Here is a 24,699-nt window from a genome sequence, read left to right as displayed (position 1 = left end):
CGCCGTTCTTTTCCTGCGCATCCCACCCCCGTTCAATGAACTGATCTGAAGAACGAAAAGCCGCGATGCGGCTTTTTCCATTCCCGATTCCCCGTTCCCGATTCCCGGCCCGTCAGGGCCCAGCATCCCGCCGCTGTTCGTCGTGCGTGCGGAACGCCTGGCGGATGTGTTCGCGCAGTTCGTCGTCGTTCCAGGGCTTGGTCAGGAAGCGGTAGATCGCGCCGCGGTTGATCGCGTCGGTGACGGTGGCCAGGTCGGTGTAGCCGGACAGGACCAGGCGGATGGTGTCGGGGTAGAGCATCTTCACCCGGCCCAGGAACTCGGTGCCGCTCATGTCGGACATGCGCTGGTCGGACAGGATCACCTGCACGTCGTTGGTGGCGAGCAGGTCGAAGGCATCGCGGACGTTGCCCGCGGCGAGGATGCGGTAGCCGTCGCGGCGGAACAGCCGCACCAGTGAGCGCAGCACGTTTTCCTCGTCGTCCAGCAGCAGCAGGGTGCGGTCCGGGCGGGTCTCGGTGAACGATTCCGGGCGCAGGTAACGCCGACGCAGGGCCATGCCCGCGGCTTCGGCGGACATCGGTTCGCCGAACAGGTAGCCCTGGAAGATGTCGCAGTCGTTGCGGCGCAGGAAGCCCAACTGCGCCTGCGATTCGACGCCGTTGGCGATCACCACCATGCCCAGTTGGTGGCCCATCGCGATGATGGCGCGGGCGATCGCCGCCTCGCGGTTGCCGGCCGGTGCGCTCTTGATGAAGCTGCGGTCGATCTTCAGCTTGTCCACCGGGTAGCGCACCAGCGCGCTGAGGCTGGAATCGCCAGTGCCGAAGTTGTCCAGGCTCAGGCTGATGCCTTCGCGGCACAGGTTGGCCAGGGTCTCGTGGACGAAGTTGACGTTGTTGGTCAGCGCGCTTTCGTTGATCTCCAGCACCATCATCTGCGGCGGCACGCCAGCGGCCTGCAGCGCCGACATCACTTCGTTGAAGAAGGTCGGGCGCAGCAACTGCAGGGTGGAGACGTTGACCGCGATGGTGAAGTCGTCGAAGCCCTGGTCGCGCCATAGCCGCGCCTGGCGCAGCGCGCCCTCCATCACCCAGGTGCCGATCTGCACGATCACGCCCAGCCGCTCGGCGGTGCGCATGAACCGTTCCGGCACCAGGATGCCCAGGGTCGGCGACTGCCAGCGCAGCAGCGATTCCATGCCGACCACGCGGCCGTCGCGGGCGCTGACCATCGGCTGGTAGCGCAGGCGCAGTTCGCCGTTGGGGATCGCGTCGACGATCTGCCGCGAGATGATGCTCTCGCTGTGCGCGCTGGGCGGGCCGTCGGCGGCGTACAAGCGCACCAGGTTGCCGCCTTCGCGCGCGGCCTGGTAGACCGCATCCTCGGCGAAGTCGAGCAGGGTCGACAGGCGCGTGGAATGCTCCGGACACAGGCTCACGCCGATCTTGCCGGTCATGAACAAGGTGTACGGCAGCACCGACAGCGGCAGTTCGATCTGCTGCCGGATCTCCTCGGCGAACGCCTCCGGCGGCGGCACGTCGGCGTTGCGCGGCACCGCCATGACCAGTTCGTCGCTGCCGTGCCGCCACAGCAGCCCGCGCCCGCGCAGATGCGCCTGCAGGCGCTGGGCGAGCAGTGCCAGCGCGTGATCGCCCACTTCCGCGCTCATGTTCTCGTTGATCGAGGCGAAATGGTCGATGTCGATGTGCAGCAGCATCACCCCCGGCCCGCCGGCCAGCGCCTCGGCGATCATGCCGGTCAGCGCCGGGTGGCCGGCGCCCAAGCGCGACGGCAGTTCGTCGTCGGTGTGCGCGGGGGCAGCGGGATTCCACATCGAGTCAAGGTCCAGGTGAGTGCGTCGGCGTCGTCGCCGTGGTGTAGGGCAGGCACAGCGTCACCCGCGTGCCGGCGCCGGGCGCGGTATCGATCTGCAGGGTACCGCCTGCGCTCTGCGCGCGCTCGCGCATCACGATCAGGCCGAGCCCGCGCGGCCCGGCCGGATCGAAGCCGTCGCCGTCGTCGACCACCTCCAGGCGCAGCTGCCGGTGCTGCTCGTCGCTCAGGGTCATGCGCACCTCGCCGGCGCAGGCGTGGCGCAGCACGTTGGTCAGGCTTTCCTGGGCGATGCGGAAGCAGGCCTGCTCGACCTCGCCGCTGGGCCGCTCGGGCAGCGCGGCGATGTCCATCTGCAGGCGCACCGGCGAGGCGCGGAACAACATGCCCGCCTGCCAGCGCAGCGCCGCTTCCAGGCCCAGCGCGTCCAGTTGCGGCGGGCGCAGCAGGGTGGAGAGGTTGCGCAGCTTGGTGATGCTGCTGTCGGCCAGTTGCACGATCTCCTCGAGGTCCTCGCGGCGGCGCTCGGGGTCGGCTTCGTCCAGCGCCGCGTGTGCGGACAGCTTCATCGCGGTGATCGCCTGGCCGATGTCGTCGTGCAGGTCGCGCGAGATCGCACGGCGCTCGTCCTCCTGCAGCGAGAACAGCCGCCGCGCCATCGCCTGCAGTTCGCGGTTGCTCAGCGCCAGCGCGTCGCGCATGCGCTCGGGCTCGCTGAGGTCGCGCACCACCAGCATCTTGCAGTCCCGCCCGCTGTAGCGCACGTGGCCGAACGACAGCCCGGCATGGAACAGCGAGCCGTCGCGGCGGCGCATGCGCGTGGCCGTGGCGCGCTCGCCCTTGTCGCCGGGGTCGCGCATCTGCTCGCGCACCTGTTGCAGGTCGCCGGCATGGACCAGCGCCTGCAAGGGTTCGCCGAGCAGGTTCTCGCCCGCATAGCCGAACTGGCCGGCGCAGGCGGCGTTGGCGTACAGCACGTGTTCCTGGTGCAGGATCGCCACCCCGTCGGGCAGCACCCGCACCAGTTCGCGGAACTGCTCCTCGCGTTCGTGCAGCAGGCGCCGCGAGCGCTCGTGTTCGGTCACGTCCTGCAGGGTGCCGCGCACGCAGGGGGCGCCGCTGTCGTCGCGGCCGGTCTCGGCGCGCAGGTGCACCATCCGCGCCTGGCCGTCGGCGGCCAGGACCGGCAGCAGCATGTCCAGGTGCACCGGCGCCGGGCCGCACAGGTCCTCGATCAGGCGCTGGATGCGCGCCTGCGAGGCCAGGTCGGCGGGCACCAGCAGTTCTTCCAGGCGGTGCTGGCGCGGCTGCTCCGGCACGCGCCGGCCCAGCATCCGGTAGACTTGGTCGGAGTAGCGGCCCAGGCCGCTGGCCGGGTCCAGTTGCCAGGAGCCGAGGCGGGCGATCGACTGCGCTTCCTCCAGCCGCAGCAGCGCCTGGTCGCGGCGCTGCTGCGCGTCGTGCTCGGCGCTGCGGTCGCTGATCACCACCAGCCGCGCGCTGCGGCCCCGGTAGTCCAGGCTGCTGCTGCGCGCCTCGGCCATGCGCAGGCTGCCGTCGCGCAGGCGCAGCGGTTCGGCGACCACGCAGACCTTGGACGGCGTCTCGCGGATCGCCTGGATCACCTCGCCCATGCGCTCGGCCGCGCTCGGCGGCCACAGCCGGGCCAGGTCCAGCCCGACGAAGCTGTCGTGCGGCCAGCCGAAGAAGGCGACCGCGGCCGGATTGACGTCCACCACCAGCAGCGTGTCCGGATCGTAGACCAGCATCGGGCTGGGATTGGCCTGGAACATCTGCCGGTAGCCGTCCTCGGACAGCGCCAGCTGCGCGTGCACCTGCGTCGCCCCGCGCACCAGCGGGCGCAACAGGAAGTACAGGGCCACGGCGGTCAGCAGCAGGAACACCGCGTCGTTGACCAGGTTCAGGATCGCCAGCGTGCGCGGGTCGTCCACCAGGCTGATCAGCAGCAGGTCGCTGCCCAGCGACCAGACCAGGCCCAGCAGCAGGTACAGCAGCGCCGCCCGCCAGATGCCGCGGTCCAGCCGTTGCGCCAGGCGCAGGTCCGAGGACGGGCGGGCCGGGGTGTGATCGCGTTGTGGTTGCATGCCCCGACAGCCCCGGTGCGGCGGTAGTGATCGGCCGCCATCTTAGCGGCAAGCGCTCGTCGCGGCCCAGCATGCGCGCGCCCGGCGGCCGGCGCGCGGCCCGGTCCGGTCCGCGGCGCGCTCAATTAATGCCGACGGGTGCCGTTATCACCTTCGTCCGCCGGCCCTCAGCGCGGTAGAAACGGAGCACCTCGGCGTGGATCAAGGCGTCATCGCAAGCTTGCTGCAGCATCCGCTCACCTCGGCTGTGGTCCTGTTGGACGCCGAAGGGCGGCCGCTGGCCGCGAACCGGGCCGCGCAGGCGCTGGAGCTGCCGCGAACCGTCGAGGCCTATGCCGAGCTGATGCGCGACGTGCGCGAACGCGTGCTGGACGGCGAGGGCATGCTCGCCTGCGCCTTGCCCGGCACCGCCGGGCGGCGCCTGGACGGCTGGCTGCGCGCGGTCCGCGACGAGGCCGGCGCGTTGCTGGCCTACACCCTGAGCGTGCCCGAGCCGGTCGACTGCCACGGCGCCACGCGCTGGGAAATCGCCCTGGACAGCGCCGGGCACGGCCTGTGGGACTGGGACATCCCCAGCGACACGATCTTCCATTCCGAGCGCTGGAAACAGATGCTGGGCTACGCCGGCGAGGTGCCGGAGTACGGCCTCAACACCTTGCTGCCGATGGTGCACAGCGAGGACCAGCCGCGCCTGCGCGAGGCGATCCGCGCCCATTTCGAGGGCCGCACCGCGACCTACGTGTGCGAATTCAGGCTGCGCCAGCAGGACGGCCAGTGGCGCTGGATCCTGGACCGCGGCCGCATCGTCGCGCGCACCGCCGACGGCAGCCCGCTGCGCATGGTCGGCACGCATACCGACATCCACGAACAGAAGCTGCTCGAGCAGCGCCTGCGCGACCAGCAGACCCTGCTGCGCGAGGCGCAGCGCATGACCCGGATGGGCAGTTGGTCATGGGATCCGCCGCAGAACCGGGTCTGGTGGTCGCGCGAGTTCTTCAGCGTGACCGGGCTGGCCGAGGACCAGGTGCCGAGCAGCCGCGGCTGGCTGCGCCTGCTCAGCCGCGAGTCGGCCACGCAGGTGCTGGCGATCTGGCGGCGCATGCAGCGCGACGGCAAGCAGGCCAATTTCGAGGTCGAACTGGTGCGCGGCGCCGAGGCGCCCTTGCATCTGCGGGTCTGGGCGCAACCGCAGGCCGACGCCGACGGGCGCATCCAGCGCGTGCTCGGCCAGGTGCAGAACGTCACCGAGCAGCGCCAGACCGACGCGCTGATCCGCTGGCGCACCGAACTGCTCAACCGCGTCTCGGCGCTGGGCAAGATCGGCGGCTGCGAGATCGAGGTCGGTACCCGGCGCATGCAGTGGACCGAGGAGTGCTACCGCATCCACGGCCTGCGCAAGGAGAACATCGACCTGGACCAGGCGCTGGCCCTGTACACCCAGGACTCGCGCGACGCGTTCGAGGCGGCGCTGGCGCGGATCCTGCACGGCGGCCTGCCGGAACAGCTGGATCTTTGCTTCCACCGGCCGTCCGGGCATCGCGTGTGGGTGCAGGTGCTGATCGAACTGGACGACCGCGAGGGCCTGCCGCCGCGCTTCGTGGTGCTGTTCCGCGACATCACCCGCGAACGCGAGGCCTCCGAGCGCATCGAACTGCTGGCCCATTACGACCTGCTCACCGGGTTGCCCAACCGGCAGTTGCTGCGCGAGCAGGCCGAGAAGGCGATGCACGAGGCGGTGGAGCGCGGCAGCACGCTGGCGATGCTGTTCGTGGACCTGGACGGGTTCAAGAGCATCAACGATTCCTTCGGCCACGCCACCGGCGATGCGCTGCTGAAGCTGGCGGCCACGCGCATGCACCAGCAGCTGCGCACCAGCGACCTGTTCGGGCGCTTCAGCGGCGACGAATTCCTGGTGGTGCTGCGCGACCTGGCCGAGCCGGGCGACGCCGGGCATGTCGCGCGCAAGCTGATCGCGGCGCTGGCCGAGCCGCTGCACAACGGCGAGAACGTGATCAAGATCGGCGCCAGCATCGGCATCGCCCTGATGGAGGAGGGACGCCAGGAATTCGACAGCCTGCTGCGCGCCGCCGACGCGGCGATGTACGCGGCCAAGGAATCGGGCCGCAACACCTGCCACTACTACAGCCAGGACGTGCTGCTGCGCGCGCAGCGGCGCCTGGAGATCGAACACGCGCTGCACGGCGCGCTGGACCGCGAGGAATTCTCGCTGGTGTACCAGCCGCTGGTGCACGCCGCCGGCGAACGCGCGCCGGGGGTGGAGGCGCTGCTGCGCTGGCACCGGCCCGGTCACGGCCATTGCAACCCGGCCGAATTCATTCCCATCGCCGAGGAATGCGGCGAGATCGTGCGCCTGGGCGACTGGGTGATCAACGAGGCCTGCCGCCAGGCCGCGGCCTGGGACGCGGCGGGGCTGAGCTTCGACCGCATCTCGGTGAACGTCTCGGCGATGCAGTTGCGCGACCGCGGCTTCGCCGAGCGGGTGATCGAGCTGTGCCTGCGCAACGGCTGGTCGCCGAAACGGCTGGAACTGGAACTGACCGAGTCCGCGCTGATCCGCGACACCGAATCGCTGCGCCGCTGTTTCGAGCTGTTCGAGCAGGAAGGCGTGCTGCTGGCAGTGGACGATTTCGGCACCGGCTTCTCCAACCTGCATTACCTCAACCGTTTCCCGGTGCAGCGACTGAAGATCGACCGCAGCTTCGTGCAGGACATGCTGCACGATAGCGGCACCGCCAAGGTCACCCAGGCGATCGTGCAACTGGGCCACGCGCTGGGCATGCAGGTGGTGGCCGAGGGCGTGGAGACCGTGCAGGAGGAAGCGCTGCTGCGCGAGCAGGGCTGCGACGAGATCCAGGGCTACCTGCACGCGCGGCCGCTGCCGCCGCGCGAACTGGCGGCCTGGTTGCGCGCCCGCCACAACACGCTGCCGGCGACCCAGCCGCGGCTGGTGCTTGCTGCGCAGTGAACGCCGGCCGCGCCGGTTCGCCGCGCGTCATTGCGGTGCCGCATTTGCTGGCTATACTGCGCGCCGATCGCAACGGCCAGAGGCCACTACCTTGGACAGTCATCCTAGACCGACGCTGCAGCTGCTGAGCTGACAGGACCGCCAAGGTCTGGGTTCGTCCCAGCCGGTCCCGTCCGCTCAGGACGGGACCGTTCGCCACCGCCGCCGCGGCGCTGGCGCGATGTTTCCGCAGTACGCATGCCCGATCCGCGAGGACCTCCGAGCGTCGCCCTGGCGTTTTCCGCAGTCCGGAGCCGCCCATGCATCTGTCATCGCTGTCGCCTTGCGCCCGTCGCGCCCCTGCATCGGTGCGCGCCGTGGCCTGTTGCCGCACATCGGTCGGGCCGCTGCGTCTGCAACGGCGAAGCTGCCGCGTTCTGCCGATGGCAAGCCGCATGGCCGACCGCCGATGGGGGAACCGCAAGCGCATCCCACGTCGCGCCGCGTGGTCGGCGGTGACGGCGCCGGATCGCGCGACGCACGCCTGGCGTAGCACCGGCTGACGCCTGACCCGTGCGCGCCGTCGCCAGACCGCGCGCCCGTCCACGCCCCTCATCGCCCATCCACACGCGGCGCATCGCCGCCTCCCAGCCGGAAGCTGCCCATGGTGTTCTCTCCCCGCGACCGCAATGCGCCTGGCGCCGTCGCCGCACGTCCCGGCGTGCTGCCCAACCTGCACGACCTGGCGGTCTTCGCGCTGCTGCTGGCGCTGGGCGTGCTGCTGCTGCACGGCGCCGCCGACATGCGCGCGCCGCTGCCGCCGCAGGGCGCCGCCGCGGTGTCGCTGGACCGGTGGCAACTGCCCGAATACGGCCTGCGCACCACCATGCGCATGTTCGCGGCGATGGCCGCCTCGTTGCTGTTCACCTTCGTGGTGGCGACGCTGGCGGCCAAGAGCCGCCGCGCCGAACGGGTGATCGTGCCGGCGCTGGACATCCTGCAGTCGGTGCCGGTGCTGGGCTTCCTGACCTTCACCGTGACCTTCTTCCTGGGCCTGTTTCCCGGCCGCCAGATCGGCGCCGAGCTGGCTTCGATCTTCGCCATCTTCACCAGCCAGGCCTGGAACATGGCGTACTCGTTCTACCAGTCGCTGCGCAACGTGCCGCGCGACCTGGACGAGGTCAGCCGCGGCTTCGGCTTCTCGGCATGGCAGCGCTTCTGGCGGCTGGAAGCGCCGTATGCGACGCCGGCGCTGATCTGGAACATGATGATGTCGATGTCCGGCGGCTGGTTCTTCGTGGTCGCCTCCGAGGCGATCACCGTCGGCGACCACACCCTCGAATTGCCCGGCATCGGTGCCTTTCTGGCGTTGGCGATCGCGCAGCGCGACTTCGCCGCGGTCGGCTGGGCGGTGCTGGCGATGGGCGTGCTGATCGTGCTGTACGACCAGTTGCTGTTCCGGCCCATCGTCGCCTGGTCGGACAAGTTCCGCGCCGAACTCACCGCCTCGCAGGACAAGCCGCAGTCGTGGCTGTACGACCTGCTGCGGCGCACCCGCCTGGCCAAGCGCCTGGTCGCGCCGCTGGCCTGGCTGTGGCAGCGCAGCCTGCTGCTGCGCTGGGCACCGCGGCAGGCGCGCCCGGCATCGGCCACGTCGGGGCAGGGCATCGGCGGCGGCCGCTGGGGCGACCGCGCGTGGAGCGCGGCGCTGGCGATCGCGGCGCTGGCCGCGGCCTGGTTCGCGTTCGACTACGGGCGCCGGCACCTGGGGCTGCACGACCTGACCGAGGCGTTCGGCGGCGGCCTGGTCACGCTGGCGCGGGTGGTGGTGCTGATCGCGCTGGCCAGCCTGGTGTGGGTGCCGATCGGCGTGTGGATCGGCTTGCGTCCGCGCATCGCGCAACGGGTGCAGCCGCTGGCGCAGTTCCTGGCCGCGTTCCCGGCCAACGTGCTGTTCCCGTTCGCGGTGCTGGCGATCGTCGCCACCGGCGCCAACCCGAACATCTGGCTGTCGCCGCTGATGATCCTCGGCACGCAGTGGTACATCCTGTTCAACGTGATCGCCGGCGCCAGCGCGTTTCCCACCGACCTTCGCGAGGCGGCCACGGTCTACCAGTTGCGCTCGTGGACCTGGTGGCGGCGGGTGATCCTGCCGGGGATCTTTCCGTACTACATCACCGGCGCGCTGACCGCCTCCGGCGGCTCGTGGAACGCCAGCATCGTGGCCGAACTGGCCAGTTGGGGCGATACCCAGGTGCAGGCCTACGGACTGGGGTCCTACATCGCCCGCGCCACCGCCGCCGGCGACGGCGCGCGGGTGCTGCTCGGCGTGGCGGTGATGGCGCTGTTCGTGACCTTCTTCAACCGTGCGGTGTGGCGGCGGCTGTACGCCTTCGCCGAACGCCGCCTGCGCTTCGACTGATCCTGGAGAGACGACCATGACCTTTTCCGCAAGCGCGCCCGAGCGCGCCCCGCTGGTCCGCGTGCAGGGCGTGCGCAAGAGCTACGACAAGGGCGGGGCGACGCCGCTGGTGGTGCTGGACGACGTCGACCTGACCCTGCACTCGGGCCAGATCGTCGGTCTGCTCGGCCGCTCCGGCTCCGGCAAGTCCACCTTGCTGCGCGCCATCGCCGGGTTGCTGCAGCCCAGCGCCGGCAGCATCGCGTTCCGCGACGCCACGCCGGCTCAGGCGATCGACGACATCGCCATGGTGTTCCAGAGCTTCGCCCTGTTCCCGTGGCTGACCGTGCTGCAGAACGTGGAAGTGGGGCTGGAGGCGCGCGGCGTGGCCGCCGACGAACGCCGCCGGCGCGCACTGGCGGCGATCGACCTGATCGGCCTGGACGGCTACGAGGGCGCCTATCCGAAGGAACTGTCCGGCGGCATGCGCCAGCGCGTCGGCCTAGCCCGCGCCCTGGTGGTGCGGCCCAAGCTGCTGCTGATGGACGAGCCGTTCTCGGCGCTGGACGTGCTGACCGCCGAGACCCTGCGTACCGACCTGCTCGACCTGTGGTCGGAAGGGCGCATGCCGATCGAGTCGATCCTGATGGTCACCCACAACATCGAGGAAGCGGTGCTGATGTGCGACCGCATCGTGATCTTCGGCGCAAATCCAGGCCGGGTGATCGGCGAGATCCAGGTGACCCTGCCGCAGCCGCGCAACCGCCTGGCGCCGGCGTTCCGCGCCCTGGTCGACGACATCTACGCGCGCATGACCGCCAGCCCGCAGCGGCCGCAGGCGCGCGAGGGCGTGTTCCCGGGCAGCGGCATCGCGATGGTGCTGCCGCGCGTGTCGAGCAATCTGCTGGCCGGCCTGATCGAGGCGGTGGCGGCCGAGCCCTACCATGGCCGCGCCGACCTGCCGCCGCTGGCGGCCGGGTTGCAGTTGGAGGTGGACGAGTTGTTCCCGATCGCCGAGACCCTGCAACTGCTGCGCTTCGCGGTATTCGAGCAGGGCGACCTGCAACTGACCCCGGCCGGCCAGCGTTTCGCCGAGCTCGGCACCGATGCGCGCAAGCAACTGTTCGCCCAGCACCTGGCCACCTACGTGCCGCTGGCCGCGCACATCCGCCGCGTGCTCGACGAACGCCCGAGCCATCACGCGCCGGCACGGCGCTTCCGCGACGAACTGGAAGACCACATGTCCGAGGCCTACGCGGCCGAGACCGTGCAGGCGGTGACCAGTTGGGCGCGCTATGCGGAGTATTTCGCCTACGACAAGCAGGCGGATCTGTTCTCGCTGGAGAATCCGAGCTAACGCAGCCGCGCGGGCGCCTACGGCTTCTGTAGGAGCGGCTTCAGCCGCGACAGGCAGCTTCGGAAAGTGCCTGTCGCGGCTGAAGCCGCTTGTGTCAAAAGAGGGTCTATCGTTGAAGGTGAGAGCGGGGTGCGGCAGGCCGTTAAGCCGCAGTGCCAAGCGAGCACGAGTAGGAGTCAGTGCCGCCGCACCCCGGTTCTCCTGCCTGACAAGCCCGAACAGTTGCCTGAGCCGGGAGCTCGAACATCACAAGCCTGGGCATTGGCAGGAGCGCTCTCGACCCTAAGTCTACTGCGGAGAACGTCTATGCGGCGCTTTGTCGGGATCGATGTTGCCAAGGCCGAACTGGTCATTCATGTGCTGCCGGACGGACTGGCCTGGACCCAGCCCAACACGCCGCAAGGGCGCGTTGAGCTGGTCCAGCGTCTGGCGAGGCTGGAGTGCGAACGGATCGTGCTGGAAGCCAGCGGCGGCTACGAACATGAGGTGCTGCGGACGCTGCGGCAGGCCAACCTGCCGGCGGTGCGGATGTGTGCGCAGCGCCCACGTGCGTTGGCCAAGGCGCTGGGCATCAAGGCCAAGACCGACGCCCTGGACGCGCGTCTGTTGGCCGTGACAGCCCAAGCCATTGTGGCCCCCCCGACGGACGTGTTGCCCGAGCACCTGCAGCACCTGCGCGAACTGCTGGATCTGCGCAATGCTCTGGTCGGCCAGCACGACGCCCTGCGGCGGCGTCTGGAGCACATCACCAGCCCGGAGGTGCGGCGCCACTGCCAGGAAGCGATCGACCTACTGAAGCGGCAGAGCGATGCGCTGAAGCGAGACCTTCAGCAGCAGGCCGACGCGTGTTCGACCCTGCCCAAGGTGCCGGGGCTGGGGCCGATCCTGCGCGCCACCCTGGCCGCACGCCTGCCGGAACTGGGAACGCTGCCGCCGCGCAAGCTGGCCGCCCTGGTCGGGCTGGCGCCGTTCAATCACGACAGCGGCCGCTGGCAAGGCCAGCGCCGCATCAAAGGCGGGCGCAGCGACGTGCGCCGCGCGCTGTACATGGCCACCTGGGCCAGCATCCGCGCCAAATCCCCCTTGGCCCAAACCTATGCGCGCCTGCAAGCGGCCGGCAAACCGGCCAAGGTCGCCATCGTCGCCTGCATGCACAAGTACCTACGCTGGCTCAATGCCATCGCGCGCGATCAGGCTTCTTACGCGCCTCCCGTCATCGCTGCTGCATGACAGTTGACTCCTACAAATGCAGCATCAGGTTACGTGTCGAGCCCGCAGGCAATAGGCGGTCATGAGGGTCTCGGCTCCGCGGCGAGGCGTCATCTAAGCGATCCGCGCGCCGCGATCGCAATCAAAATCCATTGCCGCATCGAACGGCGCAGCGGCGGACGGCGCGGCTCAGTCGTGATCGGACAGCGCCGCGTAGGCGGGCAACGGCGCCGCCGTGCCGGCCGCGGCGATGGCGCTGCCGTTCAGGCCCATGTCCCAGGCCAGGCCGGCCCAGACCGGATCGGCGATGCCGGTGGCCCCGGCCTGCGCGCGCGCGCCCAGCATCTGTCGCAGTTCCGCCTGGGCCAACAGTTCCAGCCGCCGCAACGCGCTGCCCGGCTGGCGCCGCACCGCGATCGGCGTGGCAGCGGGCAGGGCGGGGCACGCGGAGGTCAGGTCGTCGCAGGACATGGCCTCGACTCGGGACAGGGACTGGAGAGGCATCGACTCGGCCGAACGGGGAGGGGCAGCAACGACAAGCCCCGGACGGGACCGGGGACGTGTCGTGTCATGGGGCGGGGGAGAACACGGTGCCGATCAGAACAGTTCGACCGTGCCCGCGCCCATGCTCTGCTGCGCGACCGGCTTGTGCGGCGGGCGTTCCCACTCCACGCGCATCTCGCGCAGGCGGCTGCCGACACGCTGCAGGGCCTCGACCAGTTCGCTGTCGAACACCCCGCCATTGCGATGCAGCAGTTCCTGCAGCGCCACGGCCTCGCGGTTGATCGCGGTCAGGCGGTCCAGGTGGGTGTGCACGCCGCCCAGGGCCTGGGTCGCGATGTCCTCGAACTGCAGGGCGCGCACCGCTTCGGCGACGCTGCTGTCGATGGCGCGGCCGCATTCGGAGATCTCGCGCATGCCGTCGCCCAGCGAGTGGTTGATCGCCGCCACGTTGTCCAGCATCGCCGCGGCCTCGGCGCGCGCCTCGCGGGAGCGGTCCATGTCGCGCGAGGCCATGTGCGAGACCGTCTCGCGGACCTTGGCGATGGCGTCCTTGGAGCTGTGCGCCAGCTTGCGGATCTGCTCGTTGAAGGTGGTCGAGCGCTCGGACAGGTTGCGTACTTCGTCGGCCACCACCGCGAAGCCGCGACCGGCCTCGCCGGCGCGCGCCGCCTCGATCGCCGCGTTCAGCGCCAGCAGGTTGGTCTGGTCGGCGATCGACTTGACGTCCTCCAGCAGGGCGAAGATGCCGTCCAGGTGCTGCGACATGTCGTCGATGTAGTGCACCGTGGCGCTGCTCTGGCCGCTGACCTGCTCCAGCGCCTCCACCAGTTGCTCCATGCGCTGGCTGGCATGCTGGGCGAAGCGGGCCACGTCCACGCCGGCGCCGCCGTCTTCGCCGGCGCGGTCCACGATCCGGGCCAGCGCGACGCTCTGCTGCCGCGACTTGCGGTTCATCGCCTCGAAGCTGCCGCCCAGGCCGCTGACCGCCTGACGGATCAGTTCGCGGGCGCGTTCGATCTCGCTGCGCGAGCCGTCGATCTCGTTGCCGACGAAATTGCGCAGCTCCGACAGCAGCTGATCCTGCTCGCGCATGATCTTGGACTGCTCCGGCGAGCGCCGGCTCTGGCTGTAGGCCGTCCAGGCGGCGAAGCCCAGCCAGCTCAACGTCATCGTGGTGAGGATGGCCCAACGGACCGGGGCCGGCCAATCGAAGCCGGCGGCGATGGGGAACAGCAACGTCAGGGCGAGCGGGGCGGCCAGACGGATCAGGAGGCGTGAGTACATGGACGTTCTCGGCAGATTCACGATTGCTGTATCGGCCGTCCCCCCCCGGTCTTTAGCCGCCGCGTGGCATCGATCGCATCGGCATGGCGAAACGTGCCCTGCGTCGAGAAGCGCGCCCGCCGGCGCCCGCGCTCAGCGCAGGGCGCGGTCGGCCGCCTCGATCATGCGCCGCTTGGCCAGCAGGAAATCCCACAGGCTGCCGCCCATCTGCCGCCACAGCACCGCCGAGCGCATCGCCGCCAGCAGCAGCGCGCGGATCTCCGCCACCACCCCGGCCTGGCCCAGGTAGTGCGGGTTGCCCTGCACCATGACCCGCGGGCGCAGGTGGCTGATGGTGTCGGCATACAGCTGGCCCAGCGCGCCGATCACCTCCGGGTGCGCGCTGTCGCCGTGCCGCTCCAGCAGCGGCGCGACCCGGGCGATGCCGGCGGTGACCTTGGCGCCGGTGTCGGCGTCGCGGATGAAACGCCGCTCCAGCTGCAGCACCGCCAGCGCCAGTCGCGGCAGCGCCTCGTCCTGGCCCTGGTTGCGGAAATAGTTGTGCAGCAGGCGCAGCCCGGGGGCGAGGTCGCCGGCGCGGCCGTAGACCGCCTCCGGGGTGGCGGCGTCGGTGCGGAACACGCTGTCGAGCAGGGTGCGCACTTGCGACGCTTCCGACTGCCCGGTCTCGGCGATGCGGCGGACCTGCTGCAGGGCCTGGGCCACGCCAGCCAGCGCCAGCACGCGCGCGTCCATGGGATCGGTCATCGAATCGTTTCCTCGTGTGCTGCGGAGTTTTGCTGCGTCGCCAGGCGGCGTTCCAGCGGGGCATCGGTGGTGGCGATCACGGCGCCGCCCAGGCATTCCTCGCCCTGGTACAGCACCAGCGACTGGCCGGGGGTGACCGCGCGCTGCGGGCGGGCGAAGCGCACCGCCAGCGTGCCGTCGTCGCCGACCTCGACCGTGCAGGCCTCGTCGGCCTGGCGGTAGCGGGTCTGCGCGGTGCAGTCGAAGCGCCGCGCCGGCGCCGATCCGGCGATCCAGTGCGCGGTTTCCGAGTGCAGCCGGGTGGACATCAGGTAGGGGCTGTCGCGGTCCTGGTCGACGTACAGCACGTTGCGCGCCACGTCCTTGCCGATCACGTACCACGGCGCGGCGGCGCGGCCGCGCACGCCGCCGATGTTCAGGCCCTCGCGCTGGCCCAGGGTGAAATAGAACACGCCTGGATGTTCGGCCACCGCCTGCTCGTGCGGGTCGCGGATCTCGCCGCGCCGCGCCGGCAGGTAGCGGCCGAGGAACTCTCGGAAGTCGCGCTCGCCGATGAAGCAGATGCCGGTGGAATCCTTCTTCGCGTGGGTCGGCAGGCCGGCGTCGCGGGCGATGCGCCGCACCTGCTCCTTGGGCAGCTCGCCGACCGGGAACAGGGTCGCGGCCAGTTGCGCCTGGCCGAGCTGGTGTAGGAAGTAGCTCTGGTCCTTGTTGCGGTCCACGCCGCGCAGCAGCCGCCAGCGCCCCTCGGCGAAGGCCACTCGGGCGTAGTGGCCGGTGGCGATGCGGTCGGCGCCCAGTTCGCGCGCCGCGTCCAGGAAATGCTTGAACTTGACCTCGCGGTTGCACAGCACGTCCGGGTTGGGCGTGCGCCCGGCGGCGTACTCGGCCAGGAAGTGGGCGAACACGCCTTGCCAGTATTCCCGCGAGAAGTCGCGGAAGTGGAACGGCATGCCGAGCCGGCCGCAGACCGCCACCGCGTCGCGGCGGTCGTCCTCGGCGCGGCAATCGCCGCTGCCATCGTCGGCCCAGTTCTGCATGAACAGGCCGGACGCGTCCGCGCCCTGTTGCACCAGTTGCCAGGCCGCCACCGACGAATCGACGCCGCCGGAGACGCCGACCATGATCCGCTCGCCGTTCATGCCAACTGCCGCAGCAGATCCAGCGGGTAGCGCCTGCCGGCCAGGAAATCGGCGACCACCTGCCACACCAGCGGGCTGCGCCAGCGCGGCGCGGCGGCTTCCAGTTCGGCCGGGGTCATCCACAGCGCGCGCACGATGCCCTCGTCCAGCGGACGCTGCGGGTCGTGCGCGACCGGCTCGGCGGCGAAGGCGAAGCGCAGGTAGTGGCGGCCGTTGTCGGCCTTCCACTGATAGGCGCCGATGAACGCGGTCGGCCGCACCTGCCAGCCGGTCTCCTCCAGCGTCTCGCGCACCGCGGCCTCGATCAGGCTCTCGTCCGGTTCCAGGTGGCCGGCCGGCTGGTTCAGCACCAGCGCGCCGCCGATCGCTTCCTCGACCTGCAGCAGGCGCCCGTCGCGCACCACCACCGTGGCCACGGTCACGTCCGGCTGCCAGGGGCCAGGCGCCAGCGCCATCAGAACGCGTCCTTGCCGGCGTTGAGCTCGGCGTCCATCGCGTCGGCGCCGCGCGCGGCCGCTTCCAGCGCCTCGCGCAGGGCGGTGTCGTCGGCATCGGCGGCCAGCTTGACCACGAACACCGCGGTCCCGCCCTGGCGCACCCAGCCGCCGAGGATGGCGGACTGCGCATCCTCCAGCAGCCGGTTGGCGACGGCGGCCGGCAGCGTGTCGCCCTTGGCCTGGTAGGCCGGCGACCAGATCTCGCGGATCCGGTGGCTGCCGAAGGTCTCCACCGGCGAGCGCACGTAGATCAGCTGCTGGCGTTCGCGGCCCTGCTCGCGCAGCCCGAACAGCACCTGGTAGTCGCCGTCGGCATCGGCCTGGACGTCGTAGCCCATCGCCCGCAGGCGCTTGCCCAGTGCCTGGTCCGGCGCCGCCAGCGCCGGCGCGGCGACGCCGGCCAGGAGCGCGGCGAGCAGGGCGGCGGTGCGGAAAGTCGTCGAATGCATGCGTTGCGCCATCAAAGAAGGGGAATTGTGCGGGCAGGACCGGCGATCGTCCAATCCGGTCCGACAGCGGCCGTATATAATTGAACGCATGCCTCGCAAGAATTCCTCAGAACACGATCACGGCGTCATGGTGGAGACCGGCAAGCCGGAGGTCGCCCGCCCGCCGCTATACCAGGTGCTGCTGCTGAACGACGACTACACCCCGATGGATTTCGTGGTGACCGTGTTGCAGCAGTTCTTCTCCCTGGACCTGGAGCGCGCCACGCAGGTGATGCTGCACGTGCATACCCGCGGCCGCGGCGTGTGCGGGGTGTATACCCGCGAGGTGGCTGAATCCAAGGTAGCTCAGGTGAACGAGTTTTCGCGAATGAACCAGCATCCCCTGTTGTGCACGATGGAAAAAGCCTGATAGTGGGAAGCGTCGGTATCCGGTCTGCCCGGACTAACGCGGTCTGAACACACTGATCCGATAGGGTTGTGGAAATTCGCAACTCAAGCCGCATATTGTTGGCATCAGACGTCGGAGTGAACCATGTTCAGCAAAGATCTCGAGCAAACCATCGGCCAGTGCTACAAGCGCGCCCGGGAAGCCCGCCATGAATTCATGACGGTCGAACACCTGTTGTTGGCATTGCTCGACAATCCTTCGGCGCAGGCGGTGCTCAAGGCCTGCGGTGCCGATGCCGAGCGCTTGCGCAGCGAACTGGAGCAGGCGATCGAAGCCTCGGTGTCGCGCCTGGCCGAGGACGACGGCCGCGACACGCAGCCGACCCTGGGCTTCCAGCGGGTGCTGCAGCGGGCCGTCTACCACGTGCAGTCCTCGGGCAAGAAGGAAGTCACCGGCGCCAACGTGCTGGTCGCGATCTTCGGCGAAAAGGACTCGCATGCGGTGTATTTCCTGAACCAGCAGGACATCACCCGGCTCGACATCGTCAACTATCTCTCGCACGGCATCGCCAAGCTGGGCGAGGAGGGCGAGCACCCGGCCCCGCCGGAAGGCGAGCCGAAGGGCGAGGGCGGCGACGGCGAACCCAAGGGCGACGCCCTGGCCGAGTACGCCACCAATCTGAACGAACAGGCACGCAACGGCCGCATCGACCCGCTGGTCGGGCGCGCCGACGAGATCGAGCGCACCATCCAGGTGCTGTGCCGCCGTCGCAAGAACAATCCGCTGTACGTGGGCGAGGCCGGCGTCGGCAAGACCGCGATCGCCGAAGGCCTGGCCAAGCGCATCGTCGAGGGCAGCGTGCCCGAGGTGCTGGCCGACGCGGTGATCTTCTCGCTGGACCTGGGCGCGCTGGTCGCCGGCACCAAGTACCGCGGCGATTTCGAGAAGCGTCTCAAGGGAGTGCTGACCGCGCTGAAGAAGGTACCCAACGCGGTGCTGTTCATCGACGAGATCCACACCATCATCGGTGCCGGCTCGGCGTCGGGCGGCACCATGGACGCGTCCAACCTGATCAAGCCGGCGCTGTCCTCGGGCGAGCTGCGCTGCATCGGCTCGACCACCTTCCAGGAATACCGCGGCATCTTCGAGAAGGACCGGGCGCTGGCGCGGCGTTTCCAGAAGATCGATATCGTCGAGCCGACCGTGGGCGAGACCTTCGAGATCCTGCAGGGCCTCAAGCCCAAGTACGAGGCGCACCACGGCGTGACCTACGCCGACGACGCGTTGCAGGCGGCGGTGGACCTGTCGGTCAAGCACATCGGCGACCGGTTGCTGCCGGACAAGGCGATCGATGTGATCGACGAGGCCGGCGCGCGCCAGCGGCTGCTGCCGGAAGGCCAGCGCAAGGAGCTGATCGACATCGAGGAGATCGAGACCATCGTCGCCAAGATGGCGCGGATCCCGGCCAAGCAGGTCAGCGCCACCGACAAGGACGTGCTGCAGCATCTGGAGCGCAACCTGAAGATGGTGATCTTCGGCCAGGATCCGGCGATCGAGACCCTGGCGTCGTCGATCAAGCTGGCGCGCTCGGGCCTGGCCAATCCGGAAAAGCCGATCGGCAACTTCTTGTTCTCCGGCCCCACCGGCGTCGGCAAGACCGAGGTGACCAAGCAACTGGCGCTGCAACTGGGCATCGAACTGGTGCGCTTCGACATGTCCGAGTACATGGAGCCGCATTCGATCAGCCGCCTGATCGGCGCCCCCCCGGGCTACGTCGGCTTCGACCAGGGCGGCCTGCTGACCGAGAAGATCGTCAAGACCCCGCACTGCGTGCTGCTGCTGGACGAGGTGGAGAAGGCGCACCCGGACATCTTCAACATCCTGTTGCAGGTCATGGACCGCGGCGTGCTCACCGACACCAACGGGCGCGAGGCCAACTTCAAGAACGTGATCCTGGTGATGACCACCAATGCCGGTGCCACCCAGGCCTCGCGGCGCTCGATCGGCTTCACCAAGCAGGATCATTCCACCGACGCGATGGAGACCATCCGTCGCAGCTTCACCCCGGAGTTCCGCAACCGCCTGGACGCGGTGGTGCAGTTCCAGCCGCTGGCGTTCGAGCACATCCTGCGCGTGGTCGACAAGTTCATCATCGAACTGGAGATGCTGCTGCAGGAGAAGCACGTGTCGCTGTCGGCGACCCCGACCGCGCGCGACTGGCTGGCCCAGCACGGTTTCGACCCGCTGATGGGCGCGCGGCCGATGGCGCGGGTGATCCAGGACAAGGTCAAGCGTCCGCTGGCCGACGAACTGCTGTTCGGCAAGCTGGTCGGCGGCGGCCGCGTCACCATCGACGTGCGCGACGGCGAGCTGGTGGTGGAGACCCAGGCCGAGCCGGAGCGGCTGCTGCCGGCGACGGTGGAGTGAGCCGGGCGACGCGCCAGGGCGTCAGGCACGACGAAAGGCGGCTGCAGTTCCCTGCAGTCGCCTGGCGATGGCACCGAGGATGAAGACGAAAAGGCGGCCGATGGCCGCCTTTCCTATGACCGCCGTGGGGCGATCACTTCATGCGGTAGGTGATACGGCCCTTGGTCAGGTCGTACGGGGTCATTTCGACCTTCACCCGGTCGCCGGTCAGGATGCGGATGTAGTTCTTGCGCATGCGGCCGGAGATGTGGGCGATGATCTCGTGCCCGTTTTCCAGCTTGACCCGGAAGGTGGTGTTGGGCAACGTCTCGCTGACGGTGCCTTCGAATTCGATGGAGTCGTCTTTCGACATGTATTCCTGTGCGATTCGCGTGCGGCCACGGAGGCCTAAGAGCGGGGATTTTACTCGCCCGCGCGGCCGCATGCAAAGTTTGCGTTAGGACCCGGCCAGACTGGCCGCTGCCAGGCGTCCCGCCGCAGCCGTCCATGGGCCGGGACGGCCGGGCTGGCGCACCGCCTGGCGCACGTGCGCCATGAAGTCCTCACGGGGCAGGTGGCTGGCGCCCATCCGCAACAGATGCGGGTTTTCCACCTGGGCATCGATCAGCGTCCAGCCCCAGCCGCGCAGAAGGGCGGCCAGTGCCGCCAGCGCGACCTTGGAGCCGCCGCTGGCGCCGCTGAACATGCTCTCGCCGAAGAACATCGTGCCGAGGGCGACGCCATAGATGCCGCCGACCAGGTCCGCCCCGTCCCACACTTCGATGGAATGGGCATGCCCCATCGCGTGCAGGCGGCTGTAGGCGTCCACCATCGCCGGGATGATCCAGGTCCCGTCCTGGCCCGGACGCGGCGCGGCGGCGCAGGCCTGCATCACCTCGACGAACGCGGTATCTGCGCTGACCTCCCAGGCGCTGTGGCGCAACTGCCGGCGGAAACGGCTGGACAGGCGTACGCCATCGGTGCGGAACACCATGCGCGGGTCCGGCGACCACCACAGGATCGGCTCGCCCTCGCTGAACCACGGAAAGATGCCGCCGGCGTAGGCATTGAGCAGGCGCTGCGGATGCAGGTCGCCGCCGACGGCGAGCAGCCCGTCCGGGTCGCGCAGCGCGGTTTCTGCGGGCGGGAAGGGCGCGTCGGGCGCGGCGGCCAGGCGCCACGGCAACGGGCGGGTCATGCGCGCATTGTAGGCGGCGCCGCGCGGCGCTTGGAGTCCGCCGCGCCGCTCGCGCACACTAGCGCGCCGTCGCCGACAAGGAGTCCCGTGAGCACGTCCGTTTCCGCCATTCTCGATCTGCACGACGCGCGGCATAGCCAGGATCGGAGCCTGGCGGCGATCCTGGCGCTGGCCGCCGACCATCCCGATCAACTGGGCGCGCTGCTGTTGCTCGCCTTGCAGCGTGGCTCGCCGACCACTGCGTACCTGGACGTGGCCCTGGATCTGCTGCCGGATGCGGCGCTGGCGCCGGTCTGCGCCGAGGCCTGGCGCCGCTATCGCGAGGGCGAGTCGGCGCCGCTGGTGGTGCGCGTGGTGGAGTTCGCCAGCTATCAGGCGCCGCAGACGCTGCAAGACGATTGGGAGGCGCTGCTGGAGGCGTTCGCGGACGGCGAGGCGCAGTTGGCACCTTCGGTCTGGCGCGCGTTACCGGCCGCCGTCGCGGCGCGCTGGGCCGAGATCCTGCGCGCCGCCGACGATGCCGGCGAGGTGTCGCGCGGCCAGGCGCTGCTGCTGGCCGCGCAGGCCGACACCGTGGCCATCGCCCGCCGCTATCTGCTGGACCGGGATGGTCTGAATGCGCACAACTGGATCCCCTGGGCGGGCCTCAGCGACACCGAGCCGCCGCGATTGCTGCATGGCCTGCAGCCGTTGCACCTGCGCTTCGGCCAGGCGCAATGGCGCGCACAGCTGGACGCCGAGCCGGAATGGCGGCGCGAGATCTGGCGCCTGCACCCGACCTGGCAGGGCGGGACGCTGCAAGGCAGCGCGCGGATCGGTGGCGCGCTCGGGATCGCCTGCGGCTACTGCGATGCGCCGCTGCAACGCCTGCTGGAACTGGATCGCCGCTTCCTGCAGGAGGGCGCGAGCGGCACGGTCACGCTCTGTCTCTGCCAGGCCTGCACCGATGGCGGCGATGGCCCGGACGTGTACTACGTCCGGCACGGCGCGGACGGCCTGCCCGCGTCCGCAAGCGCCTCGTCCGCCCAGGACGTGGCGGCGCTCGACACGCTGGACGATCCCCTGATGGAGGCCGAGGTCGGCCTGGCGGCCATGCACAGCCTGCGTTGGCAGCAGCAGGACTGGGGCGAAGCCAACAATCGGCAGAACCTGTCGCGGGTGGGCGGCGCGCCGAGTTGGGTGCAGGGGGCGGGCTATCCGCAGTGTCGCGACTGCAAGACGCCGATGCGCTTCGTGCTGCAACTGGACACGATCCTGCCGACCGTGGGCGGCAATACGCAGTACTGGGGCAGCGGGGGCATGCTGTACGCGTTCTGGTGCGATGCCTGCGCCATCAGTGCGCATCAATGGCAATGCACCTGATCCACGGCCGCACCACCGGTCGCCGCCTGCCAGCCGCGTCCGGAGTGGCGGGCGGCAATCGTCCGCCACGCGCGACTGCGCGTGCGGCATCGTCTACCAATATCGGAGTGCGCTGGGAATGAGCTGGGAAGGAGGGCAGAAAACCAAGGGTTCGCAACTGTGGCTTGCAGCCGAGGACGTGCAGGCGTTCAGCCAGGCGCTGGCTGTGGCCTCTCCCGACATCCAATGGCAGTGCAGCCATGTCGGGAAGGACCGCGCCGCCATGCATCCGTATGCGGACCTGAACTCAGCCCTGGCCTGCCCGTTGGGCGAGCAACACGGCTTCGTCGCGCAGGCCGGCAGCCTGCTTCCCTTCGGCCAAGAACGCACCCTGGGGCTGCTGCTGTTCAACTACGTCACCAAGTATCCGGAAGAGATCGTCCCGGAACGGGATTTCGGTCCGGTCGACACCTCCGCCTATCCCGCGCGCTTCCTGTCAGTGAGCGCTTCATCGCTGGCCATCCGCTGGAACACCACGGATCAGGATGAGGCGCTTTGCACCGCGATCAGCAGCCAGGTCGCGCAGGTCTGGAAGGTGTTGAACAGCGTCACCGCGCCGGTGAAGTGCCATCGCCTGGTGAACGGAGTGCCCTACAAGACGCCGCGCTACCGGATCGGCAGGCATATGCAGGCCCTGGTGCGGCGCGAGGGCTGGTGCCTGCAGGATGGGCTGTTCTTCGTACTCGACTGAGATTGGCGCGTCCAGGCGCGCCTGGCCGGACAGCGCTGGCCGGCGCCGCAGCGTGCCGGCACTCGGCTAGGGCACGGCGCGATACCGGCCGTAAAGGCGATCAATCCTGCCGGAACGGCGAATGTCGCAGCAGCGCGGTGGCGTGCTGTTCGACCTCGGCGCGTTCCTGCGCGCACCACTCGGCCAGCGGCACGCGGAAGCCGGGATCGGCGATCCAGTGGCGGCTGCGCACCAGCCGCGGCAGGAAGCCGCGGGCGATCTTGTGCTGGCCCTGCGCCCCCGGCTCGAAGCGGGTCAGGCCCTCGCGCAGACAGTAGTCGATGCCCTGGTAGTAGCAGGTCTCGAAGTGCAGGCCGGGCAGGGGCTCGCCGCCCCAGTAGCGGCCGTACAAGGTGTCGGTGCCGCGCAGGCAGAGCGCGCCCGCGACCGGCTCGCCATCCTTGATAGCAAGGAATATCAGAAAGTTGCGGGCCATTTCTCGTGCAAGATGCGAGAAGAAGTCCAGGGTCAGTGCCGGCGAATTGCCGTAGTCGTCGAAGGTGCGCAGATAGAAGCCGTACATCGCCTGCAGGTCCTGCGCGCTGGCCTCGTCGCCGTGCACCACCCGGAAGCCGATGCCGGCGCGCTGCACCTTGGCCCGCTCCTGGCGGATGTTCTTGCGGTGCTTGTGGTCCATCGCGCCCAGGTAATCGTCGAAACAGGCCCAGCCGGCGTCGTTGTGCCACTGGTACTGCACGTCGTTGCGTTCCAGCCAGTCGGCGCCGAACGCGGCATCCTCCTCGGCACGGTGGAAATTGACGTGCGCCGAGGACAGGCCGCTAGCCTCGGTCAGCGCCCGCATCGCGGCCAACAGCCGTTGCCGGCCCGCGTCATCGCGCGCCAGCAGCCGCGGTCCGGTCACCGGCGAGTAGGGCACCGCGCACAGCCACTTGGGGAAGTAGTCCTGGCCGTAGCGCGCGTAGGCGTGTGCCCAGGCATGGTCGAACACGAATTCGCCGTGGGAATTGGTCTTCAGGTAGCCGGGGGCGGCGGCGACTAGGGCGTCGCCGTCCCATAGCGTGAGATGCAGCGGCGTCCAGCCCCAGTCCGGGCGCAGGCAGCCATGGCGTTCCAGGCCTGCGAGGAAGGCATGGGCGACGAACGGGTTGCCGCCGTCGTGAAGCGCGTCCCAGGCCATCGCGGGCACCGTGTCGAGCCTGTCCAGCCAACGGATCGTCGTCATCAATAAGGCTGCGTGACGAGCGAGGGAGCCGAGTAGGACAGCGGCAGGACGATCGCGGCGACCGCCGGCTCGGCGCAGTCCAGGCCTGCTCTCGGCAATACGGCCAGGCGTGCGCGCAAGCGCACGATGCCGGGCGCAGGCTCCGAGACGGCGGCACGGGGCGGATCGCGCTGTTCCAGCAGGCCGGGGCAGGGGCGGTAGGCGACGTGCAGGGTGTCGTCCTCGTCGGATGTGCTCGTTCTCAATTCGGTGGAGAACGTGCGCATCGTCCGCCGTAGCAGCGCCGAGGCCAGGGTCATGTGCTGCAGGGCCGCTGCTCGCGCCTGCGGAGAGGCGGTTGCCAGTGTCGGCGTTGCGTCAGGGAACGGCGACGGGGCTCCGGCTCGCGCGGCCAGCAAGCTCCGCACCTGTGCCTCGCCGCCGGGGACGGCGCCCAATGCGGTGAGCACCGCCAGTGTGTCGGACGCGTCGGGGTCGCCACGTGCGGCGTCCTCCCGCAGCCAAGCCAGGGCTTGCTCGCGACGTGAAGGGATCACGTCGATACCAGCCAGCAGGCAGTCACTGAGCATGCCCACCAGGTATGCGCGCGACTGCGCATCCCCGGCCGCAGCGCTCACCAGCGTGCCTTCGCTTTCCTGTCGCAACTGCTTGTTGATCATGCGCCCCAGCTCCATGCTGCGCGCATCCACCACGGTGCCGCCAGACAGCAGCGATGAAGCAAACTGTGCGCTCAGAACGTCGGCCTGCTCTGGCGGCATGCACAACGTCATATGGGCCGTTTCCACCGTGCCATACCGCAACGGCGGCGCGGCTGCGGGTTCGGCGCGCGCCGGCCCGGCCGCAAGCAGCAGGCTGGCGGCCGCCAGAGCTACGCAGCGGCCGGCGCGGTTCGTCATC

20 protein-coding genes are annotated in these 24,699 nt (G+C 69.7%); 8 read left to right on the top strand and 12 right to left on the bottom strand.

The window, feature by feature from the left end; genetic code table 11:
* Positions 1 to 112: 112 nt before the first annotated feature.
* Both AB3X07_RS11475 and AB3X07_RS11470 read right to left on the bottom strand, forming a co-directional pair.
* The gene (locus AB3X07_RS11475; protein ID WP_369938747.1) at positions 113 to 1,837 is read right to left on the bottom strand and encodes an EAL domain-containing protein; all 1,725 of its coding nucleotides are present in this window, start codon (positions 1,835 to 1,837) and stop codon (positions 113 to 115) included.
* A gap of 4 nt (positions 1,838 to 1,841) precedes the next feature.
* Positions 1,842 to 3,941 carry a PAS domain S-box protein gene (locus AB3X07_RS11470; protein ID WP_369938746.1) on the bottom strand — a complete coding sequence of 700 codons (2,100 nt, stop codon included), beginning with the start codon at positions 3,939 to 3,941 and terminating at the stop codon, positions 1,842 to 1,844.
* A gap of 196 nt (positions 3,942 to 4,137) precedes the next feature.
* Here AB3X07_RS11470 and AB3X07_RS11465 point away from each other — a divergent pair, with 196 nt between their 5' ends.
* The 4 genes from AB3X07_RS11465 to AB3X07_RS11450 all read left to right on the top strand — a co-directional run bounded on the left by AB3X07_RS11465 (position 4,138) and on the right by AB3X07_RS11450 (position 11,894).
* Positions 4,138 to 6,927 (top strand): EAL and GGDEF domain-containing protein, encoded by a 2,790-nt coding sequence (locus AB3X07_RS11465; protein ID WP_369938745.1) that lies wholly within the window; start codon positions 4,138 to 4,140, stop codon positions 6,925 to 6,927.
* A 643-nt stretch (positions 6,928 to 7,570) separates the two neighbouring features.
* Positions 7,571 to 9,328 (top strand): ABC transporter permease, encoded by a 1,758-nt coding sequence (locus AB3X07_RS11460; RefSeq protein WP_369938744.1) that lies wholly within the window; start codon positions 7,571 to 7,573, stop codon positions 9,326 to 9,328.
* Between the two features lie 16 nt (positions 9,329 to 9,344).
* The gene (locus AB3X07_RS11455; RefSeq protein WP_369938743.1) at positions 9,345 to 10,664 is read left to right on the top strand and encodes an AAA-associated domain-containing protein; all 1,320 of its coding nucleotides are present in this window, start codon (positions 9,345 to 9,347) and stop codon (positions 10,662 to 10,664) included.
* A gap of 306 nt (positions 10,665 to 10,970) precedes the next feature.
* Positions 10,971 to 11,894: an IS110 family transposase gene (locus AB3X07_RS11450; RefSeq protein WP_369938742.1), complete on the top strand. Its 924-nt coding sequence runs from the start codon at positions 10,971 to 10,973 to the stop codon at positions 11,892 to 11,894.
* A 168-nt stretch (positions 11,895 to 12,062) separates the two neighbouring features.
* Here the strand turns inward: AB3X07_RS11450 and AB3X07_RS11445 are convergent, their stop codons facing one another.
* From AB3X07_RS11445 to AB3X07_RS11420, 6 genes are all read right to left on the bottom strand, one after another.
* Positions 12,063 to 12,344: a hypothetical protein gene (locus AB3X07_RS11445; protein WP_369938741.1), complete on the bottom strand. Its 282-nt coding sequence runs from the start codon at positions 12,342 to 12,344 to the stop codon at positions 12,063 to 12,065.
* Between the two features lie 126 nt (positions 12,345 to 12,470).
* A complete protein-coding gene (locus tag AB3X07_RS11440) occupies positions 12,471 to 13,661 on the bottom strand; it encodes a methyl-accepting chemotaxis protein (protein WP_369938740.1) in 1,191 nt (396 codons plus the stop codon).
* Between the two features lie 132 nt (positions 13,662 to 13,793).
* Positions 13,794 to 14,408: a high frequency lysogenization protein HflD gene (gene hflD, locus AB3X07_RS11435; RefSeq protein ID WP_369938739.1), complete on the bottom strand. Its 615-nt coding sequence runs from the start codon at positions 14,406 to 14,408 to the stop codon at positions 13,794 to 13,796.
* On the bottom strand, positions 14,405 to 15,550 hold the full coding sequence (mnmA, locus tag AB3X07_RS11430; RefSeq protein WP_369938738.1) for a tRNA 2-thiouridine(34) synthase MnmA: 1,146 nt from the start codon (positions 15,548 to 15,550) through the stop codon (positions 14,405 to 14,407). The genes hflD and mnmA overlap by 4 nt, the downstream gene beginning before the upstream one ends.
* Positions 15,547 to 16,005: an NUDIX hydrolase gene (locus AB3X07_RS11425; protein WP_369938737.1), complete on the bottom strand. Its 459-nt coding sequence runs from the start codon at positions 16,003 to 16,005 to the stop codon at positions 15,547 to 15,549. The genes mnmA and AB3X07_RS11425 overlap by 4 nt, the downstream gene beginning before the upstream one ends.
* Positions 16,005 to 16,508, bottom strand: a complete 504-nt coding sequence (locus tag AB3X07_RS11420) for a hypothetical protein (protein ID WP_369938736.1) — start codon at positions 16,506 to 16,508, stop codon at positions 16,005 to 16,007. The genes AB3X07_RS11425 and AB3X07_RS11420 overlap by 1 nt, the downstream gene beginning before the upstream one ends.
* A gap of 76 nt (positions 16,509 to 16,584) precedes the next feature.
* Here AB3X07_RS11420 and clpS point away from each other — a divergent pair, with 76 nt between their 5' ends.
* Positions 16,585 to 16,905: an ATP-dependent Clp protease adapter ClpS gene (gene clpS / locus AB3X07_RS11415; protein WP_369938735.1), complete on the top strand. Its 321-nt coding sequence runs from the start codon at positions 16,585 to 16,587 to the stop codon at positions 16,903 to 16,905.
* A gap of 123 nt (positions 16,906 to 17,028) precedes the next feature.
* On the top strand, positions 17,029 to 19,311 hold the full coding sequence (gene clpA / locus AB3X07_RS11410) for an ATP-dependent Clp protease ATP-binding subunit ClpA (RefSeq protein ID WP_369944609.1): 2,283 nt from the start codon (positions 17,029 to 17,031) through the stop codon (positions 19,309 to 19,311).
* Between the two features lie 133 nt (positions 19,312 to 19,444).
* Here clpA and infA read toward each other — a convergent pair whose 3' ends face one another.
* Entirely contained in the window at positions 19,445 to 19,663 is a 219-nt protein-coding gene (infA, locus tag AB3X07_RS11405) for a translation initiation factor IF-1 (RefSeq protein WP_004425677.1), read from the bottom strand.
* Positions 19,664 to 19,747: 84 nt separating this feature from the next.
* On the bottom strand, positions 19,748 to 20,488 hold the full coding sequence (gene aat, locus AB3X07_RS11400; protein ID WP_369944608.1) for a leucyl/phenylalanyl-tRNA--protein transferase: 741 nt from the start codon (positions 20,486 to 20,488) through the stop codon (positions 19,748 to 19,750).
* A gap of 87 nt (positions 20,489 to 20,575) precedes the next feature.
* Between aat and AB3X07_RS11395 the strand changes: the two genes are divergently transcribed.
* Together AB3X07_RS11395 and AB3X07_RS11390 are read left to right on the top strand one after the other, a co-directional pair.
* Positions 20,576 to 21,850, top strand: a complete 1,275-nt coding sequence (locus AB3X07_RS11395; RefSeq protein WP_369944607.1) for a DsbA family protein — start codon at positions 20,576 to 20,578, stop codon at positions 21,848 to 21,850.
* 118 nt (positions 21,851 to 21,968) lie between these two features.
* Positions 21,969 to 22,580 (top strand): hypothetical protein, encoded by a 612-nt coding sequence (locus AB3X07_RS11390; protein ID WP_369944606.1) that lies wholly within the window; start codon positions 21,969 to 21,971, stop codon positions 22,578 to 22,580.
* Positions 22,581 to 22,680: 100 nt separating this feature from the next.
* Here AB3X07_RS11390 and AB3X07_RS11385 read toward each other — a convergent pair whose 3' ends face one another.
* Positions 22,681 to 23,802, bottom strand: coding sequence for a GNAT family N-acetyltransferase (locus tag AB3X07_RS11385; protein ID WP_369944605.1), 1,122 nt, complete (start codon positions 23,800 to 23,802; stop codon positions 22,681 to 22,683).
* Positions 23,802 to 24,698: a hypothetical protein gene (locus AB3X07_RS11380; protein ID WP_369944604.1), complete on the bottom strand. Its 897-nt coding sequence runs from the start codon at positions 24,696 to 24,698 to the stop codon at positions 23,802 to 23,804. Before AB3X07_RS11380 ends, AB3X07_RS11385 begins: the two co-directional genes overlap by 1 nt.
* Position 24,699 lies beyond the last annotated feature (1 nt).

The organism is Xanthomonas sp. DAR 35659, assembly GCF_041242975.1.
GTDB lineage: Bacteria > Pseudomonadota > Gammaproteobacteria > Xanthomonadales > Xanthomonadaceae > Xanthomonas_A > Xanthomonas_A medicagonis.
Note: the sequence above shows the minus strand (reverse complement) of the source record. Positions and strands in the feature narration are given on the sequence as shown.